General features: G+C 58.6%; 14 protein-coding genes. 5 read left to right on the forward strand and 9 right to left on the reverse strand.

Going from position 1 to position 19,595, the window contains the following annotated elements; translation table 11 throughout:
• The first annotated feature begins 189 nt into the window (after positions 1-189).
• Genes ACIPF8_RS19385 through ACIPF8_RS19395 form a run of 3 tightly spaced genes read left to right on the forward strand, consistent with a single transcriptional unit; the run spans position 190 to position 3,156 of the window.
• Positions 190-1,281, forward strand: coding sequence for a YjgN family protein (locus ACIPF8_RS19385; protein WP_400424087.1), 1,092 nt, complete (start codon positions 190-192; stop codon positions 1,279-1,281).
• A gap of 26 nt (positions 1,282-1,307) precedes the next feature.
• The gene (locus ACIPF8_RS19390; protein WP_400424089.1) at positions 1,308-2,306 is read left to right on the forward strand and encodes a M48 family metallopeptidase; all 999 of its coding nucleotides are present in this window, start codon (positions 1,308-1,310) and stop codon (positions 2,304-2,306) included.
• 55 nt (positions 2,307-2,361) lie between these two features.
• On the forward strand, positions 2,362-3,156 hold the full coding sequence (locus ACIPF8_RS19395; RefSeq protein WP_400424091.1) for a thymidylate synthase: 795 nt from the start codon (positions 2,362-2,364) through the stop codon (positions 3,154-3,156).
• Between the two features lie 28 nt (positions 3,157-3,184).
• On the opposite strand, the gene ACIPF8_RS19400 is transcribed toward ACIPF8_RS19395, so the two are convergent.
• The 6 genes from ACIPF8_RS19400 to ACIPF8_RS19425 form a co-directional block, all read right to left on the reverse strand.
• Entirely contained in the window at positions 3,185-4,627 is a 1,443-nt protein-coding gene (locus ACIPF8_RS19400) for an efflux transporter outer membrane subunit (RefSeq protein ID WP_400424093.1), read from the reverse strand.
• A gap of 11 nt (positions 4,628-4,638) precedes the next feature.
• The gene (locus ACIPF8_RS19405; RefSeq protein WP_400424095.1) at positions 4,639-5,973 is read right to left on the reverse strand and encodes an efflux RND transporter periplasmic adaptor subunit; all 1,335 of its coding nucleotides are present in this window, start codon (positions 5,971-5,973) and stop codon (positions 4,639-4,641) included.
• Between the two features lie 121 nt (positions 5,974-6,094).
• On the reverse strand, positions 6,095-7,969 hold the full coding sequence (locus ACIPF8_RS19410; protein ID WP_400424097.1) for an ABC transporter ATP-binding protein: 1,875 nt from the start codon (positions 7,967-7,969) through the stop codon (positions 6,095-6,097).
• A 218-nt stretch (positions 7,970-8,187) separates the two neighbouring features.
• A complete protein-coding gene (locus ACIPF8_RS19415) occupies positions 8,188-9,783 on the reverse strand; it encodes a glucan biosynthesis protein (protein ID WP_400424099.1) in 1,596 nt (531 codons plus the stop codon).
• Between the two features lie 21 nt (positions 9,784-9,804).
• Positions 9,805-12,384 (reverse strand): glucans biosynthesis glucosyltransferase MdoH, encoded by a 2,580-nt coding sequence (mdoH, locus tag ACIPF8_RS19420; RefSeq protein WP_400424101.1) that lies wholly within the window; start codon positions 12,382-12,384, stop codon positions 9,805-9,807.
• Positions 12,385-12,392: 8 nt separating this feature from the next.
• Entirely contained in the window at positions 12,393-13,955 is a 1,563-nt protein-coding gene (locus ACIPF8_RS19425; protein ID WP_400424103.1) for a glucan biosynthesis protein G, read from the reverse strand.
• A gap of 396 nt (positions 13,956-14,351) precedes the next feature.
• On the opposite strand from ACIPF8_RS19425, the gene ACIPF8_RS19430 reads away from it, so the two are divergent.
• Together ACIPF8_RS19430 and ACIPF8_RS19435 are read left to right on the forward strand one after the other, a co-directional pair.
• Entirely contained in the window at positions 14,352-14,864 is a 513-nt protein-coding gene (locus tag ACIPF8_RS19430; RefSeq protein WP_400424105.1) for a dihydrofolate reductase, read from the forward strand.
• Between the two features lie 288 nt (positions 14,865-15,152).
• Positions 15,153-17,417, forward strand: a complete 2,265-nt coding sequence (locus ACIPF8_RS19435; protein WP_400424107.1) for an Orn/Lys/Arg decarboxylase N-terminal domain-containing protein — start codon at positions 15,153-15,155, stop codon at positions 17,415-17,417.
• Positions 17,418-17,502: 85 nt separating this feature from the next.
• Here the strand turns inward: ACIPF8_RS19435 and ACIPF8_RS19440 are convergent, their stop codons facing one another.
• From ACIPF8_RS19440 to dcd, 3 genes are read right to left on the reverse strand one after another with little or no spacing between them, the layout of a single operon-like run.
• On the reverse strand, positions 17,503-17,715 hold the full coding sequence (locus ACIPF8_RS19440; RefSeq protein WP_400424109.1) for a DUF1653 domain-containing protein: 213 nt from the start codon (positions 17,713-17,715) through the stop codon (positions 17,503-17,505).
• A 37-nt stretch (positions 17,716-17,752) separates the two neighbouring features.
• Complete coding sequence (locus ACIPF8_RS19445; RefSeq protein ID WP_400424111.1) at positions 17,753-18,982, reverse strand: DUF2863 family protein; 1,230 nt, start codon at positions 18,980-18,982, stop codon at positions 17,753-17,755.
• Between the two features lie 9 nt (positions 18,983-18,991).
• The gene (gene dcd / locus ACIPF8_RS19450) at positions 18,992-19,558 is read right to left on the reverse strand and encodes a dCTP deaminase (protein WP_061533909.1); all 567 of its coding nucleotides are present in this window, start codon (positions 19,556-19,558) and stop codon (positions 18,992-18,994) included.
• Between the last annotated feature and the right edge of the window lie 37 nt (positions 19,559-19,595).

The following is a 19,595-nucleotide window of genomic DNA, read 5'->3' on the forward strand; positions in this document are numbered from 1 at the left end:
CACCTGAGAGATGAAGGTCTCCAGCTTTCGAGGATTCCCCTCCGGAAAAGTTCAGGGCAAAAATCATTAATTTGTAACCGCGCTCAAAACAGCGGCTGACTAGCAGGACGTGCTATTGACTTTCGATTGTCAATGATTCATCTTGTGATCCAACAACAATGTCAAATAACACACAGGGAGAAAACTGGAATGAGCATACCACCTGCAGACGCGCAGTCGTTAGACTTTGCGCCAAGCCCAGCGCCATCGCAACCGACAATCGCGCCATTTTCTTTTACGGGACGGGGCGGAGAATATTTCCGCATATGGATAGTCAATCTCTTGCTTTCCATCGTTACGCTCGGCATCTACTCGGCCTGGGCCAAGGTCCGTCGCACCAAGTACTTCTACGACAACACGAATATTCACGGTAGCAGCTTCGAATATCACGGCAATCCGATTGCGATCCTGAAAGGACGCATCATCGCGGTGGTGCTGATCGGCGCCTACAATATCGCATTCAAACTTTCGCCGGTAATTGGCCTGCTGGCGCTGCTCCTGATGATGGGGGGCATGCCATGGCTGATCTGGAAAAGTTATCAATTCAAGTTATACAACTCCAGCTACCGCGGCATCCGCTTTGGTTTTCGCGGTAGTGCAGGACAGTCCTACGTCAAATACCTGCTGCTGCCGATCCTGGCCGGCATCACCTTCGGCCTGCTCTTGCCGTTCGCACATCAACGCAGCAAGAAGTACCTGCATGAGGAAAGCAAATTCGGCACGACGCATTTCTCGTTCGATGCCGGCGCCGGTTCCTTTTACAAAGCCTACCTGATCGCCGCCGCTGTCGCCTGGCTTGGCTACGCTGCCATCCTGGTGATGTTCGGCGGCACACTGATGGCGATGTTGGCTGGCCTGAAGCATGCGGGAGCCGCTACCTTGATCAACCTCAGCCTGATGTTCTTCTGCATGTATGCGTGGACATTCCTGATCGTGCCGCTGTTCCTGACCATGATCCAGAACCTGATCTGGAGCCATACCAAGCTGGGACCGCATCAGTTCCACAGCAATCTCAAGTGGTCGAAAATGGCGTTCATCATGATCACCAACCTGCTCGGCATTGTGTTCACGCTGGGGCTGTTCACACCGTTCGCCCAGATTCGCGCGCTCAAGTATCGGGTCGAATCGGTGACCCTGCACGCTGCGGATTCGCTCGACAACTTTGTCGCCGATGAAGAGGCCCATGGCTCGGCAACCAGCGAAGGGATGTCGGATCTGCTGGATTTCGATCTATCGCTGTAACAACGCATCTGGCAAAAGTACATACTATGCAATCAAGGACGGTGTCCGCCTTTTATTTCGACGGCAAGACTTCACGCAGGCACGCAGTAGAACTGACAGTCGATGCGGGCATCGCCTATATCTCTGGAGAAGCGCAAAGGCAGGCGCCGCTTAGCGAACTGCGCGTTTCCGAACGCGCAGAGAGGGCCGCGCGCAAGGTAACGTTTGCCGACGGCGCCTATCTTGAAATTGCCGACGCCGGTGCATTTGCCGAGTTACTGGCCAGTACCGGATACCAGGATTCGCTGGTAGTACGCATGCAGCAAAGCTGGCGCACTACCCTGCAAGCAACCGCAGCGTTGATCGTGATCCTGGTGCTGGGCTATTTGTATCTGCTGCCGGCCGCCTCGGGCCTGATTGCCAACGCGTTGCCGGAGTCGGTGGAAAGACGGATTGGCGCCGGCACACTGGAATTTCTCGACCAGCGCATTTTAAGCCCCTCCACGCTGCCCAAGTCAGAGCAAGATGCAATCATCAGCCGCTTCCGCGCTCTGCAGCCGCCGGCACAAGATGCTCCTGACTACCAGATCATTTTCCGCAAAAGCAAAATCGGCCCCAACGCGTTTGCCCTGCCCTCCGGCGAGATTGTCGTGACCGACGAACTGGTGCGACTGCTGGATGACGATGATGCCTTGATGGGTGTGCTGGCGCATGAGCTGGGACATTTGCATCGACGTCACTTGATGCGACGCCTGATCCAGGCATCGGCGGTTGGTACTGCTGCTGCCGTGCTGTTCGGCGATGCCTCGACATTGATCGCCACTATTCCGCCGCTGGTGCTGGATCTGAAATACTCGCGCGATATCGAACTGGAAGCAGACGACTATGCCATCGCCATGTTCAAGGCAAATGGCATCAGCTTGAAAAAACTGGCTTATACCTTCGAAAAACTCGATAGCGAGCCGGCCGGCTTCTCGCCTTACCTGTCGACCCATCCGCCCAGCAAGGAACGCATTGATCGCATATTGAAGGCGCAGGCGGAATAAGAGTGGCGGGCAGATGCGTTACAATCTTGCCATCCGCCTAGCAATTACGACAAAAATGCAACAATACCTCGATCTCATGCGCCATGTGCAGCAACATGGCAGCGTCAAAACCGACCGCACCGGCACCGGCACCCGCTCGGTGTTCGGCTATCAGATGCGTTTCAACCTGCAAGATGGCTTCCCGCTGTTGACCACGAAGAAACTGCACCTGCGCTCGATCATCCACGAATTGATCTGGTTCCTCAACGGCTCGACCAACATCAAGTATCTAAAAGACAACGATGTCAAGATCTGGGATGAATGGGCCGATAGCGAGGGCAACCTGGGGCCGATCTACGGTTATCAGTGGCGCTCCTGGCCGGCGCCGAACGGTGAGCATATCGACCAGATCAAGCAAGTCGTCGAGCAGATCAAGAACAATCCGGATTCACGCCGCCTGATCGTCTCCGCCTGGAATGTGGCCGATATTCCGCAGATGAAACTGCCGCCCTGCCACGCCTTCTTCCAGTTCTATGTGGCCGACGGCAAGCTGTCCTGCCAGTTGTATCAGCGCAGCGCGGATATCTTCCTCGGCGTGCCGTTCAACATCGCATCGTATGCTCTGCTAACGCACATGATGGCGCAGCAATGCAACCTGGATGTCGGTGACTTCATCTGGACCGGCGGCGATTGCCATCTTTATTCCAACCATGCGGAACAGGTTGAACTGCAACTGTCACGCACTCCAGGTCCGTTGCCGAAGCTGAATATCACGCGCCGGCCGGATTCGATCTTCGATTATCGTTTCGAGGATTTTGAGATCAACGACTATCACCCGCAAGCCCATATCAAGGCGCCTGTAGCGGTGTAACAGCGTGGGGTGGGCACCTCCGTGCCCCCTACGATTTCTCCGTGGCGGGGGTGCCAACCGGTACATCCTGCCAGCCACCGCCCAAGGCTTTGTACAGCGAGACTGTCGCCTTCAGGCGCTTCAGCTTGAGCTGACCCAATTCGTTCTGGACTTCCGACAAGGTGCGCTGGGTATCGAGCACCGTCATCAAATCCTCGGCGCCAACGCGATACCGGATTTCCGATAATTCGAAGGCAAAGCGAGCCTGCTCCATTTCGGTGTTCTTCAATTTGCTCTGCTCATCCAGGCTGCGAATTTGTCCCAGCGCCGTATCGACCTCGGACAAGGCATTGATCACAGTGGAACGATAGACCTGCACCAGCTCCTGCTTCTGGGCGATTGCCAGGTCGCGTTCGCTATTGAGTCGGCCGGCGTCGAAAATCGGCGCTACCAACCCGGCTCCCAGGTTCGCCAGCATATTGGGGCCGTTAAACAGGGACAACAGCGCATTGCTCTGGCCACCGGCGGAACCGGTCAGGCGAATGCTCGGGAACAGCGCGGCGCGCGCCACGGCAACATTGGCATTAGCCGCAGCCAATTGCGCCTCGGCGTGACGGATATCCGGCCGCCGCGACAGCAGTTCGGACGGCAAGCCCGGCGTCACCTGCGGTAACAGAATCTTGCCCAAGCCTGGCTCGTTGACGGTAAAGGTCTGCGGCGGACGGCCGAGTAGAATCGCCAGCGCTGTCTGCGCCTCGCGTTCTTGCTGCATCAGGTCAGGAATCACCGCTTTCTGGCCGGCGACAGCGGAACGCTGGCGTGCCAGATCGAGCGGGGATGCCGCACCGGCACGGCTTTGCGCCGCCACCAGGTTGAGCACGCGCTCCGCATTGGCGACGTTCTGTTGGGCGATTTCGAGGCGGTCGCGTAATGACAGCACCTGCAAATAGGTCGAGACAATGCCGCTGGTGACAGTCAGCGCGACCGTTTCGCGGTCATAACGATTGGCCTGCAGCGATGCTTCCGCCGCCACCAGGCCAGCCTTGTTCTTGCCCCAGAAATCGACCTCGTAACCGATCTCGACCAAACCGCTGGTCGATGTCACGGCGCTGCCGTTGGAGGCCAATGGCAGCGCGCGATTGACGCTGGTGGAAAAATCCGCGTTCGGCAACAACGGTGCGCCGGCGATACGTGCCTGCGCTTCAGCCTGATGCACACGCGAAATGGCGGCGGCGATTTCCAGGTTGCTGGCTTGTCCCTGGGCCACCAGCTGGCTCAGTTCATCACTACCGAATCGTTTCCACCAGCTGCTGTCCGGCCAATCCTGCTCGCCGTTATTGGCAGACAAATCCCAACCGGGCGGAATCTCCACGCTGGGCGTTGCTTCCTTGGTCTCGATCTGCTGGCTGGCGCAACCTGACAACAGCAACAACAGCAATGCGCTGGAGCACAGTGCCAGCGGCGAAAAAAAACGAATGGTGCTGCGGCTCATGCGCGTCTTCATCAGTGCACCTTGACCGCTGTCGGCGCTGCTGCAGTCGATGCCGATGCCGCAGTCGATGCCGACGCTGCTGCCGGGGCCGCTGCGATTGGCGCGCTGGCAACCGGAGTCGCGGCATTACTCAACGTTGCCGCTGCCGCCCCCGACACCACCACTTGATCGCCCGGCGCCAACCCGGCCAGGACCTGCACCATTTTCTGGTTGCGAATACCAATCTTTATATTGCGTGCCACAGGCTGTTGATTTGCGCCAAGCACCTTCACCTTGTAGCTGCCGTCAGGCTCCGGCTTGCCCAGCGCGACAGCCGGCAAGACGATTGCATCATGCGCCTGCGCCAGGACAAAACTGACCTGGGTACTCATGCCGCTCATCAGTTCCTGTTGCGGATTGTCGACTTCAAACAAGACGTTATAGAAGGTTTGCTTGCCCTGCTCGCCCGAGCCGTCGGCGGGAACCGGAATGACTTGCCGCAACTTGCCCGACCAGCGCTTGCCGGGATAACCCGGCGTGGTGAAATACGCTGTCATGCCCTTGTGCAGCAACGGCACGTCGATTTCAGCAACCCGCGCCTGCACCGTCAGGCGGCTCAGGTCGGCGATGCGCATCAGTGGCGCGGTCGGTTGGCCGGCGGCCACCGTCTGGCCTGTGCGTGCCGCCACCGACACCACGGTGCCGCTGATCGGCGCCACCACTTGGGTATGGTTGCGGGTTTCTTCGTCGTCTTTCAGGGTCGATTCAGTTTGGCGAATCTGGGCATTGATCGCCTCGACCCGGGCGGCGGCAGAATACATGCCCATCCGGCTTGATTCAAACGATTCTTCGCGTGTGGCATTCTCTGCTTTCAACTGCGTCTGGCGCTTGAACTGCAGTTCCGCAAAATCCAGTTGTGCGCGCTGGTCTGCCAATTCCGCCTGCAGTCTTGCCAACTGGGCTCGATTGCTTTCCACCCGCGCCACCGGCAGGGTTGGTGTAATTTCAACCACCATCTTGCCTGACTTGACTTCATCGCCAACCATCACCAGCACATCCTTGATCTGTCCGGACACCTGCGCCACGACATCGCTGTATTTATGCAATTGCAATTTACCGTTGGCAAATACTGCCTGTTCGATATCGCCGCGCCCGACGGCAACAGTCTGCGGGCGCACCGGCACGACGACCGGCGCCGGCGCCGGCCGCTGCCAAAAAGTTTTCCATAGCAGGAACCCGCCCCCCAGCGCTATCAATAGCGCCAGGATAGCAATCAACCAGCGTCGGCCAGTGTGGCCAAAGGATGTCGGGGAAGCGGAAGTGTCGGTCGATTCAACAGTCATTGGTACGAAATCAGGAATAGTCAAATATCAGTCGTTATAGGCAATTCAATTGCCCATAGGAGAAGACAGGTGCGCTGCAGTATGGCAACGGCAGCGCAACGTATGAACCAGTCGTTGCAAATAAATCAAGTCGCCATAAGGTCCATTATGCCAGCACGGCTTGCGTATCCCCTTCTTGCACGTCGTCATCGTCAATTTCTTCGCCAAGGAAGCCACCGCTCTGATGCGCCCACAAGCGCGCATACAGGCCGCCGCGCTGCAGCAGGCTGTGGTGATCACCTTCTTCGACGATGCGGCCCTTGTCGAGCACCACCAGCCTATCCATGGCGGCGATGGTCGACAAGCGATGAGCGATCGCCACCACGGTCTTGCCTTCCATCAGCCGATACAAGCTGGCCTGGATCGCTGCTTCGACTTCCGAATCAAGCGCGCTGGTGGCCTCGTCCAGCAACAAAATCGGCGCGTCTTTCAACATAACGCGCGCGATCGCAATCCGCTGACGCTGGCCACCCGAAAGTTTGACGCCGCGTTCGCCGACATGGGCGTCGTAGCCGGTGCGTCCCTTGGGATCAGTCAGGGTCAGGATGAAATCATGCGCTTCGGCACGCTTGGCGGCGGCCAGCATGTCGGCATCGGTTGCGTCCGGGCGGCCGTACAGCAGGTTGTCGCGCACTGAACGATGCAGCAGCGAGGTATCCTGGGTCACCATGCCGACCTGAGCCCGCAAGCTGTTTTGCGTAACCTGCGAGATATCCTGACCATCGATCAGGATGCGGCCCTGCTCCACGTCGTAGAAGCGTAGCAGCAAATTGACGATGGTCGACTTGCCCGCGCCGGAACGACCGACCAGGCCGATCTTTTCACCGGGACGGATATCCAGCGACAACTGCTCGATCACCGGGCGCACGCCGCCATAAGCGAAACTGACGCGGTCAAAGACCAGCTCACCGCGCGTCACCTGCAATGGCTTGGCATCGGGTTGATCCAACACGGCGTGCGGACGCGCCAAGGTGTTGATGCCGTCCTGCACCGTACCGACCTGCTCGAACAGCGAAGCCATTTCCCACATTACCCAATGCGAAATACCGTTCAGGCGCAAAGCCATTGCCGTCGCCGCCGCCACTGCGCCGATGCCGACCTGGCCCTGGGTCCACAACCAGAGCGCGGCGCCAGCGGTGCTCAGGATCAGCAGCATGCTCAGCGTGTGATTAACGATTTCGAAACCTGTCACCAGACGCATCTGGCCGTGCACGGTCTGCAAGAATTCCTGCATCGCCGAACGCGCATAACCGGCTTCACGGCCGGCGTGTGAGAACAATTTGACGGTCGCGATATTGGTATAGGCGTCAGTGATGCGGCCAGTCATCAGCGAGCGCGCATCGGCCTGGGTCTTGGCGACCCGGCTCAGGCGCGGCACGAAAAACCACAGCGCCAGGCAATACAGCAGCAGCCAACCGAGGAACGGCACCAGCATCCAGCCGCTGAAACTGCCGACCACCGCGACCATGGTGACGAAGTAGATCACCACGAACACCAGGATGTCGCACAAGATCATGCAGACATCGCGCACCGCCAAAGAAGTCTGCATGACTTTGGTGGCGACGCGGCCGGCGAATTCGTCCTGATAAAAATGCATGCTCTGGTTCAGCATCAGGCGATGGAATTTCCAGCGCAGCATCATCGGGAAGTTGCCCGCCAGCGCCTGTTGCTTGAACATGCTTTGCAGGGCCACGACGATCGGGCTGGCCAGCAATATGCCGACCAACAATAGCAAATTGCTGCTTTCATGGGTCCACAAGGTCGATGGCTCGACGTGTCCCAGCCAATCGACAATCCGTCCCATCATTGCAAACAGCAAGGCCTCGAACGCGCCGGTAACGGCGGTCAGCAAGGTCATCGCAACAATGTAAGGACGCAAGCCCTTGGTGCAACTCCAGACAAAGGCAAAAAAGCCGCGCGGCGGCGGCGTCACGGCGGTGTCCGGATACGGATGCACCAGCCTTTCAAACCAACCAAACATGGGAATACTCCAAAAATAAGCAGTGCGCAAGGCGCAACCAAGCTACACAGTATATTGCAAATGTGTAAAAAACCTGAGGCCCGGCCGGCTTTTTGGACGACGCCTACAACCGGAGTAGCCGAGACCAGGATTACCCGGCCCAACAACTAGTTGTAGCGGCGGTTTGTCAGTCAGCGATGCCGGGCCGATTGCGGCCGGCACATCGCTGCCGCAGCCGGCTAGAAAGTACGCTGCGCCGGCGCTGGCGGCGTCCATTGATACAGCCAGGTTTCGCTCAGCGGCTGGCCGTCCGCCACCAGGTACACCCGGATGTCAATCGGTTCAACGCTATCGTCGACAGGCTTCAGGTCAAACATGGCGCGATAACCGTGAATTGCATCGAGCGGACGGGCCGACGTAATCTCGACCTTGCCGCGCGAGGCGCTGATCATGGCCTGCACCTTGGCATCCTTGCCCAACAAGGCCAGGTCGCCACCGGCAAAGTCGATGGCAAAGCGGCGCGAATAATAAGCGCGCTTCTGACCGATCACGCCGCCCATGCCGGTGCGGGTGGCAACCACCTGCGCCAGCGGCGACGAGAACGGCATCTTGCTGCCCCAATGCAGGCGATAGGCAAACAAGCGCTCCTGCCCTGGCTGCGGCTTCTCGGCCGGATTCCAGAATGCCACGATGTTGTCGAAGGTTTCATCGAGCGTCGGGATTTCCACCAGTTGCACCGCACCTTTGCCCCACCCCGCTTTCGGTTCAACCCACAGGCTAGGACGACGATCGTAGAACACGCCGTCATCCTGGTAGTGGTCGAAATTACGATCACGCTGCAGCAGGCCGAAGCCGCGCGGATTTTCATCCTGATAGGCGTTGAAACGCAGATGCTCGGGATTGACCAATGGCCGCCAAACCCACTCGCCGTTGCCGCGCTGCAGGGACAAGCCATCCGAATCGTGGATTTCCGGACGCCAGTCATCGCTGGCGCCGATGCGGCGATCGTTCTCGCCGTACTGGAACATGCTGGTCAACGGCGCAATGCCCAATCGTTCGATCGTCTTGCGCGGATACAGGGCGACATCGACATCCATCACCATCGTCGCCGACGGCTGGATCTCGAAGCGGTAAGCGCCGGACACGCTCGGCGAATCGAGCAGCGCATACACCACCAGCTTGCCCGAATCCTTGGCTGGACGTTCCAGCCAGAAGCTGGTGAACAACGGGAATTCTTCCGGCCGATCCATGCCGCAATCGATTGCCAGGCCACGCGCCGACAAACCGTACTGCCACTCCGCGCCGACAGCGCGGAAATAACTGGCGCCAAGGAAAGCGGTAATGTCGCGCTCCAGGTCGGTATGGAAATTCACCCGGAATCCGGCAAAGCCAAGATCCTTCGGCATATGGTCGGCCTTCAAGCCGCTCTTGCCGTAATTGAACATGGCCGGATCGTAGGCCAGTTCCTGTGCCTGACCATCCTTCAATTCATAGATCTGCACCGGGCTCTTGAAAAATAGGCCAAGATGGAAGAACTTGACCTGGAAACGCAACTGATCCTTGGCCCACAACGCATGGTCGCCACGATAACCAATGGCTTGATACTGATCCCAGTCGAGTGCATTGACCTCGGGCGGGATGTGATTTTCCGGCAGCTTATATGGCTGGCCGGCCAGTTGCCTGGCGTGTCCCTTGAGCCAGGCGTAATCGAAAGCCTGCGGCTGTCCGAGGAATTTCAAATGCTCCGGCGCAGCCGCTGCCGCCAACAGCGAACTTGCAGGAAATCCGGCGGCGGCAAGCGCCGCCGACGCTTTCAGAAAATCACGTCGTAACATGCTACTCCTTGCTTTATTGTTTCAATGGTTCATGCCGGGTGTTTCCAGCAACGCTTGCCAGCGGCGATTGGATTGTCCCGAATTCCAGATATCGAAATGCAGTTGCGACAGCATCAGCGGATCGTCCAGCAGTGCATTTTTTTGCCGCGGCGTCAGGCTGTCGGGACCGCCCTTCAATGCACTCTGAACCAATGCATTCCGCGCTGCCACAGTCGCCGCAGGCACACCCGGGCGCGCAGTCACGGCGGCGCACAGCAATGCATTGAATACCGGATCGATCACCGCGTCATTAAAATTCGCCAGCGCCTTGCCGTTGTCGTTATAAGCAGTAGTCGCCGCCAGTTCAGGCGGCAAATCAACCTCTTCGGGAATCACGAACAAACGCGCGTGACGGAAGCTGCGGCCGAGCGTGACGCGGCTGGAAAACACCGACAACGGAATCGACAGCACCAGCGATCCAACGATCGGCAACAGCCACCAGAGGAAGCCCGGCTCCAGCCAATACACGGCGCAGCCCCAGACCAATCCCAACAAGGTATGGCCGCCATGACGCCGGCAGGCTTCGCCCCAACTGGTCTCGGTGTCCTCACGCGGCGGCGACTTCCAGCTGATGGTCCAGCCGAGAAACGCGCCGATCACGAAGCGGGTGTGAAACAGCATGCGCACCGGCGCCAGCATCACCGAGAACAGCAACTCCATGACCATGCTGGCAGCGAGTCGCAGCGCACCGCCAAATTCGCGTGCGCCCTTGACCCAGATCAGCACCACGCTCAACACCTTTGGCAGGAATAGCAAAGTGGCGGTCGCGGTGAAGAGTGCGAGCGCGCGTTCCGGATGCCATTCCGGCCAGAGCGGAAACAGTTGCCCCGGCGCCGAGAAGTATTCCGGCGCCACCAGCGTATGCACCGCCAGCAGCACCGTCGACAACAGCAGCGACAAGAACCACAGCGGTGCCGACAAATAAGCCATCACGCCGGTGACGAACACGGCGCGATGCACCGCATGCATGCCGCGCGCCAGGAACAGGCGGAAATTCATCAGGTTGCCCTGGCACCAGCGGCGGTCGCGCTTTAACTCATCCAGCAGGTTGGGCGGCATTTCTTCGTAGCTGCCTGCCAGATCATAGGCAATCCAGACGCCCCAGCCGGCGCGCCGCATCAGCGCCGCTTCGACAAAATCGTGCGACAGGATTTCGCCAGCCAACGCGCCCTCTCCCGGCAACGGCGCCAGCGCGCAATGTTGCATGAACGGTTGCAAGCGGATGATCGCGTTGTGTCCCCAGTAATGCGACTCGCCCAGCTGCCAATAGTGCAATCCGGCAGTAAACAACGGACCGTACACGCGCGTCGAAAACTGCTGGATACGCGCATACAAGGTATCGCGGCCGGCAGCGCGCGGCGCGGTCTGAATGATGCCGGCGGTCGGATTGGCCTGCATCAAACGCACCAGCGTAGTCAGGCAAGTGCCGCTCATGACGCTGTCGGCATCGAGCACGATCATGTAGCTGTACTGCGATCCCCAACGACGGCAGAAATCATCGATATTGCCGCTCTTGCGTTTGACCCGGCGCCGCCGATGCCGATAGAAAATCCGGCCGAAGCCGCCAACCGTGCGGCACAAGGTCGACCAGGCATCCAGCTCAGCAGTGCAGATATCGCTGTCGCCACTGTCGCTCAGTACGAAGAAATCGAAGCGATCCAATTCGCCGCTGGCCTGGACCGACTCGTACGTCGCACGCAGCCCGGCAAACACCCTGGTCACATCCTCGTTACAGATCGGCATCACGATCGCCGTCCTGGCTTCAGCCGGAATCGGTCCCGGCGCAGCATCTTCGCGTGAAATCACATAGCGGTCGGTGCCGCGCATCAGCACCAGGAAACCGGCCATCGCAGTCCAGAAGCCAGCCGAGACCCAGCAAAACAACAGGGCAAACAAACCCAGTGTCACCATTTCGAGCGGTTTGGCGCCGTGATACGGCAGCACCGCGCTCATGAAATAGGTTGCCAATGCGGTCTGCGCCAGCATCAGCATCAACAACACGATGCGGCGCAGATTGCCGCGCGACGTGCTGTGGTGCTGATCCTGGCTGTCGACGGCGGGAACAACTTGCGGCTCCGGCTGCGGCAATGCGGTCGAGCGAGCCGCCTTTTTATGGCGCCGCTGTTTGGCGCGTGGGCGCAGGTCGAATTTGCGGTTGGCGGTTTCGATCCAGCGCACCAGCGGATTCAGGGTGCCCCACGGATGGGCCACAATCGGCGTGCGTTTCAGCGGTGGCGCGATCTCGATGCGGGTGCGACCGCCGGCATCGGTGCAGATGGCCGGCGTAGACTGCTGCGCCGTCGCCTCGCCAGGCTGGTCCGCCGGCGCCTGGCCGAACGCCAGTTGCAGCCTGGCGGCGATGGAAGCATAGGCCGGATTGGCGGTTGCGGGCAGCGTGGCGCCGGCACCGATGCTGCCGGCCAGCGCCTGGTGCAAGACGGTCATCGGCGACTGGCCATTTTCTCCAAGGCGCGCCGACAAGGCGGCACGCCGCTCTGCCGACAAAGGCAAGCGATCAAGATAGCGTTCGCATACATCCGGCACGGCCGGCGGCGATTGCAATTCGCGTTCTAGTTGGGCGGTAATATGTAACTCCAGGTTTCCGATAAAGTGGTGCTGCCGCCGCGCAGGAAGCCGCGCAGCTCAACCGGTTTATTGTCTTCATTGCGACGCACGCGCAGTATCATGCGCCAGCCTCCGGTGGCATCGTTGCGCACCACCTTGGTGTCCAGCAGCTTGCCGTTGTCGTCGACACTGACCACGCCTTCCGGCTGGACCTTATCCGACAGCTTCTTGAATACCGGACCTTCGAAATCGACGATCAGGCCGATGCTGTTGTCATCGCTCTTCTTCTGGTAACCCTGGCCGCGCCGGGTCTGCGTCACCCATGACAACGGCGGCCGCTTGTCGGCGTCTTTCTGCCAAAGCAAGGTGTATTCCAGGTTGAACGGCTGACCTACTTTGGGTGGTGTCTCCGGCACCCAGAACGCAACGATATTGTCGTTGGTCTCGTCAGGCGTCGGAATCTGCACCAGCTCTACCCTGCCGTTGCCCCAGTTGCCTTTCGGCTGGATCCAGGCGCTCGGGTGTTTTTCAAACCTCGCATCGAGATCCTGATAACTGGCAAAATTGCGATCACGCTGCATCAAGCCGAACCCGGCAGGATTGCTGAGCGCATAGGAAGTGACCAGCAAGCGCTTCGGGTTGACCAACGGACGCCAGATCCATTCGCCGGTGCCGGACGCCACCGACAAGCCATCGGAATCGTGTACTTCGGGGCGGAAATCCTCGTTCGCCGAACGCTGGTTGTCGCCGTGCAGGTACATGCTGGTCAGCGGCGCCAATCCCAGTTTGCTGACATTTTCACGCAAATACAACTGCGCCTTGACATCGATTGCAGTGTCCACGCCGGGCTTCAACACGAAGCGGTAAGCGCCGGTGACGCGCCGTGAATTCAGCAGCGCATAGATGGTCAGTTCCTTGGCGCCCGCAGTCGGCCGCTCAACCCAGAATTCTGTAAAGCGCGGAAATTCCTCACCCGAACTCAAACCGGTATCGATCGCCAGGCCGCGCGCCGACAGGCCGTAGGTCTGATCCTTGCCGAGCCCGCGGAAATAACTGGCGCCAAGAAACGACAATACCTCGTCCTTGTATTTGGCGGTATTTACTGGATAGTGCACACGGAAACCGGCAAAACCAAGGGAGCGCAACTTGCGCAGATCGACCTTGTTGTCGCCGAAATCAAAATCGTTCGGATCGAAGCGGATTTCACGCACGCTCTGACCGTTGATCTCATTGATCTTGACCGGTTGATCGAACGCATATCCTTCATGGAAAAAGGCCAGCTCGAACGGTAATTTCTGGCTGCGCCACAGATATTTTTCCGGCTTGAAGCGAATATCCCGATACTGCTCGTAACTGAGATTGCCGATTTCCTTCGGCAAATTGGTATCCGATTTGCTGTACGACGTATCGGCCAATTCCTTGGCACGCCTGGCGACGGTGTTGAAATCGAACGCGAACGCGCTGTTGCCGATGCACGGCAGTAACAAGGCAAGCGTAATAGGCAAGGCTGCTAAGCGCACCCGCGCGGGGATGCGAGCCGGCCTCCGCTGAGACAAATTTAAATGCATTGGATTCCCATCTGACACTGCTGAGATTGACCTGCTCAACCCTGCCGCTTTGGCAGGGCCGAGAGTAGGCGGTAGTTTATCAGTGTTCTATAATTTTTTATGTCCATCAAGCAATGATTTGGCGGCAATTTGCTTGCTTACCGCCATCAACAAATTAGGCTGCAAAACAAGGCTGCACGTGGCTTGGGGCATGGGATCGGCATAAACTTGCCAAGTTGGCAGCACTATCCGCCATTGAACGCCCCGGAAAAAAAATTCCTCACCAAGATAACAGGCCATGGCGGTTAAGAGCCATGACGAGCCGACAAAGTTCCATCTGGAACTTTATAGTAAGATCAGCCTTTTTCAACCTAGCTGAATTTAAACTGAACAATTCAGGCCAATCCGCCAGCGCCCATGACATCTCGCCTCACCATTATCGTCGCCACCGACGCCCGCAACGGCATTGGCATCAACAACACGCTGCCCTGGCATTTGCCGGAAGACCTGGCGCATTTCAAGCGCACCACCTCCGGCCATCCCATCATCATGGGCCGCAAGACATTCGAATCGATCGGCCGGCCATTGCCGGCGCGGCGCAATATCGTCATCACCCGCAATCCCGACTGGCGCCATGACGGCGTCGAGAGCGTTTCCTCGCTGGCCGCCGCGGCCGCCCTGGTTGGCGATGCCGAAGCATTCATCATCGGCGGCGCCGAGATCTACGCCGCGGCGCAGCCGCTGACACAGCGCCTGATCGTCACCGAAATCCAGCAAAGCTTTGATTGCGACGCCTTCTTCCCGGCCCGCGATCCGCAGCAATGGCAGGAAATTTCGCGCGAAACCCACCATTCCGACGCCAACGGTTTCGACTACGCTTTTGTGGTCTACCAGCGCCGCGCGCCCGCTCCAGGCGAGGCCAACAGCTGATCCGATCCGATGACGGAATGACATCTGTTGTTTTCTGCAGGAATTCCCTCATCTTTATCCCCAATTTCGTGCATATCTGCGAAAATTCGACTTTCTTTTTCAGCACCATCAATACCGCAGTAAACCGCGTAGGGTGGGCACCCGTGCCCACGCGTGAATCTACACCACGCATATGCCGGCTTCGGTGCTGCTTGAACCTGTACTGCGGCTATCACAATCCCGCGTGGGCACAATGTGCCCACCCTACGTGGCAGCCTTGTTATCAACAACCGTCTCTTGGAGACCTCAATGAAATTCCGCTTCCCGATCGTCATCATTGACGAAGACTTCCGCTCCGAAAACACTTCCGGTCTTGGTATCCGCGCGCTTGCCGATGCCATGGAAACCGAGGGCATGGAAGTCTTGGGCGTCACCAGTTACGGCGACCTGTCGCAGTTCGCCCAGCAACAATCGCGGGCATCAGCCTTTATCCTGTCGATCGACGACGAGGAATTTGGCGGCGGCTCGTTCGAAGAAACCGACCATGCGCTGAAATCGCTGCGCGCCTTCGTCGAAGAAATCCGCCACAAGAACGCCGACATCCCGATCTACCTGTATGGCGAAACCCGCACCTCGCGCCACATCCCGAACGATATCCTGCGCGAACTGCATGGCTTCATCCACATGTTTGAAGACACCCCGGAGTTCGTCGCGCGCCACATCATCCGCGAAGCGAAATCGTATCTGGATGGCCTGTCGCCACCGTTTTTCCGAGCACTGGTGCATTACGCGCAAGACGGTTCCTACTCGTGGCACTGCCCTGGACACTCGGGCGGCGTGGCTTTCCTGAAATCGCCGATCGGCCAGATGTTCCACCAATTTTTCGGTGAGAACATGCTGCGCGCCGACGTCTGCAACGCCGTCGAAGAACTCGGCCAGCTGCTCGACCACACCGGTCCTGTCGCGGCCTCGGAGCGCAATGCCGCCCGCATCTTCAATGCCGACCACTGCTACTTCGTCACCAACGGCACCAGCACCAGCAACAAGATGGTGTGGCACTCGACGGTTGCTCCCGGCGATATCGTGGTGGTCGACCGCAACTGCCACAAATCGATCCTGCACTCGATCATCATGACCGGCGCGATTCCAGTGTTCCTGATGCCGACCCGCAATCACCTCGGCATCATCGGCCCGATCCCGCTGGAAGAATTCACGCTGGAAAGCATCCAGAAGAAAATCGAAGCGAATCCGTTCGCGCGCGAAGCCCTCAACAAGAAGCCGCGCATCCTGACCATCACGCAATCGACCTACGACGGCGTGATCTATAACGTCGAAACGCTGAAGAACATGCTGGACGGCGAAATCGACACCCTGCACTTCGACGAAGCGTGGCTGCCGCATGCGACTTTCCACGATTTCTACAAAGACATGCACGCCATCGGCAAGGATCGTCCGCGCGCCAAGAAATCGATGATCTTCTCGACCCAGTCGACCCACAAGCTGCTGGCCGGCCTGTCGCAGGCATCGCAGATCCTGGTGCGCGAATCGGAAAGCGTGCAACTGGACCAGGACGCTTTCAACGAAGCCTACCTGATGCACACCTCGACCTCGCCGCAGTATTCGATCATCGCCTCCTGCGACGTTGCCGCGGCCATGATGGAAGCACCGGGCGGCACCGCACTGGTGGAAGAAAGCATTCTGGAAGCGCTGGACTTCCGCCGCGCGATGAAGAAGATCGACGAAGAATGGGGCAAGGATTGGTGGTTCCAGGTGTGGGGCCCGAACAGCTTCTCGGAAGACGGTATCGGCAGCCGCGAAGACTGGGTCATCCGTGCTGAAGATGACTGGCATGGTTTCGGCAACCTGGCGCCGAACTTCAACATGCTCGATCCGATCAAGGCCACCATCGTGACGCCCGGCCTGTCGCTGGAAGGCAAGTTCGGCGAGAGCGGCATCCCGGCTTCGATCGTCACCAAGTATTTGGCCGAGCACGGCGTTATCGTCGAGAAATGCGGCCTGTACTCGTTCTTCATCATGTTCACCATCGGCATCACCAAGGGCCGCTGGAACACGCTGTTGACCGCGTTGCAGCAGTTCAAGGACGACTACGACAAGAACCAGCCGATCTGGCGCATCCTGCCTGAATTCGCCGCCGCCAACCACGGCAAGAATGCCCGCTACGAACGCCTCGGCCTGCGCGACCTGTGCCAGCAGATCCACGAGACCTACAAGGCCTATGATGTGGCGCGCCTGACCACCGAGATGTACTTATCCGACATGCAACCGGCGATGAAGCCATCCGATGCGTTTGCCAAGATGGCGCACCGCGAAATCGACCGCGTACCGATCGACCAGTTGGAAGGCCGCGTCACTTCGATCCTGCTGACGCCTTACCCACCGGGCATTCCATTGCTGATTCCGGGTGAGCGCTTCAACAAGACCATCGTCGACTACCTGAAGTTCGCGCGCGATTTCAACGAGAAATTCCCGGGCTTCGAAACCGACGTGCATGGACTGGTGAAACGCGAAGTGAATGGCAAGCGCGATTACTTCGTGGATTGCGTACGACAGTAAATTGCGCAGCAGGCATGGCTAATAAAAAACCGGGAGGCTCGATCGAGCTTCCCGGTTTTTTTATGTCAGCGATTTGACTTTGGCTTTACAGCGGTGCGAAACGCCTTGCACCGTTTTCCAGCAAGCCGTTGAACAGCTCTGCCGGCCGCACCCACAAGCCTGGCGCATGCGGCCACAAATGTTCGTAGACCACCATCGCTTCGTCGGTTTCCGAATGGCGAGCGATGCCAATGTAGCGATACAGGCCGCCTTTGTAATGGCGGTGAGTGGCGATTTTTTGTGCGTCTTCTTCAGTCATTGCATTTTCCAGAATACGAATAGCCGGCCAGGTTATATCAAACCGGGTACGCTTGCACGTCAAGCGGCTGGCCGTCAGCATCGAACTTCATGGCGACCGCCAGTGACGTGATGCCGATGGTGGTCAGCGCGTCATACACATCGTCGATCTCGGCCTGCAAATCGCCTGTAGCGCCCAGCGGCTTTTCCGCTGAGACCAACAGTGCGCCATCATGGCCATACAGGCTGACCCGCAACAGCATCTCGCCGCGCACATCGGCCGGGCCGACCACAGCCTTGGCGTCATACGGCGCGCAGCCCTTCTGCTCCAGGCCGTGATTCAGATCGGACATCATCAGCAGCATGAAGTATTCAGCCATGCCGCGCTCCTTGCCGCCATGGAACAGGTCCTGGTACAGGAAATGGATCGCGATATCACTGCCGTCGGTCACCAGGCAACGCTGCACCAGTGGCGCGACGCGCTCGGCCCACTGCTGGAAACGCTCTTGGCGCGCCGTGAAATAGGCATCGGCGGCAGCCTCGTCGGCAGGCACCAGGTAAAACGGATCGTCGGCGCTCTTGAGCGCGAAGCCGAGCAGGAAGCGCAATTCCAGCGCCTCGTCGTCGGCAGCGAACTGGTTATCCGGCCAGGTACCAAAACTGCGTTCAATGGCCGTTGCCGGCGCCAGCTTCTTGTCGGCCATCGCGGCGAATGCGTCGCGATTCATTTCAAACAGATCGCTGTAGCGGATGCCGTCTATCTCGTCCATGTGGTAGGCATGGCTGACCAGCACCACGCTCGCATCCGGGCTCTCCAGCTGCGCTTCCTTGAGGCTAGCGCTCAGCGCTGCGAATGCCTCGTCGTCCTGGAAACACTGCTCACGCTTGAGGCCGCCGGCGACGCGGGCGAACAATGGAATGACGAATACATTCAATTCCAGCGCCTTGCCGTTATCGCGTCGCACCAGCAACACTTCCGAGGCTTCTTCGATGGTGGTTTTCAGGAACTGAAAAGCATCGCTGTCGGCATACCTGGTGCGCTCGATGGCGTCGTACAGGATCTCGTCCTTCTTCTGCTGCAGGCTTTTCCGGATGACCTTATGCAGGTCGGCATGCGATTGCCGCCGCGCTTCAACTTCGGCGGCGTCTTCGCTGTCGTCCTGTTCGGCCAGCACAATCGCCAGGTCGCACAGCGCCTGGGTCTGGATTTCATCCTTGTCGTCCGCCCATTCGTTCGACTTGTTCGATTCGCTTGCTTTGCGCGGCACCGGCCGCTTGTTCTTTGGCATGTCTGGTCTTCAGGTCTTTGGAAGGGTGACGCCGTGCTGGCCCTGGTACTTGCCGCCGCGGTCCTTGTAGGAGGTTTCGCAGATTTCATCGCTCTCGAAAAACAGCACCTGGGCGCAACCTTCACCGGCATAAATCTTGGCTGGTAGCGGCGTGGTGTTGGAGAATTCCAGCGTCACATAGCCTTCCCATTCCGGCTCGAACGGCGTGACGTTGACGATGATGCCGCAACGCGCATAGGTCGACTTGCCGAGGCAGATGGTCAGTACGCTGCGCGGGATGCGAAAATATTCCATGGTGCGCGCCAGCGCAAACGAGTTGGGCGGGATGATGCAGACATCGCCGGTGAAATCGACGAACGATTTCTCGTCGAAATTCTTCGGATCGACAATCGTCGAGTTGATGTTCGTGAAAATCTTGAATTCGTTAGCGCAGCGGATATCGTAACCGTACGACGAAGTGCCGTAAGACACGATCTTCTGGCCGTTGGCCTCGCGCACCTGGCCCGGCTCGAACGGCTCGATCATGCCGGTTTCCTGCGCCATGCGGCGTATCCATTTGTCGGATTTGATGGTCATTGTTTTCTATCAGAAATAGTTTGTGGTCGGTATTTGG

Origin of the sequence: Collimonas sp. NPDC087041 (assembly GCF_044745265.1) — a bacterium.
Taxonomy (GTDB): domain Bacteria; phylum Pseudomonadota; class Gammaproteobacteria; order Burkholderiales; family Burkholderiaceae_D; genus Collimonas.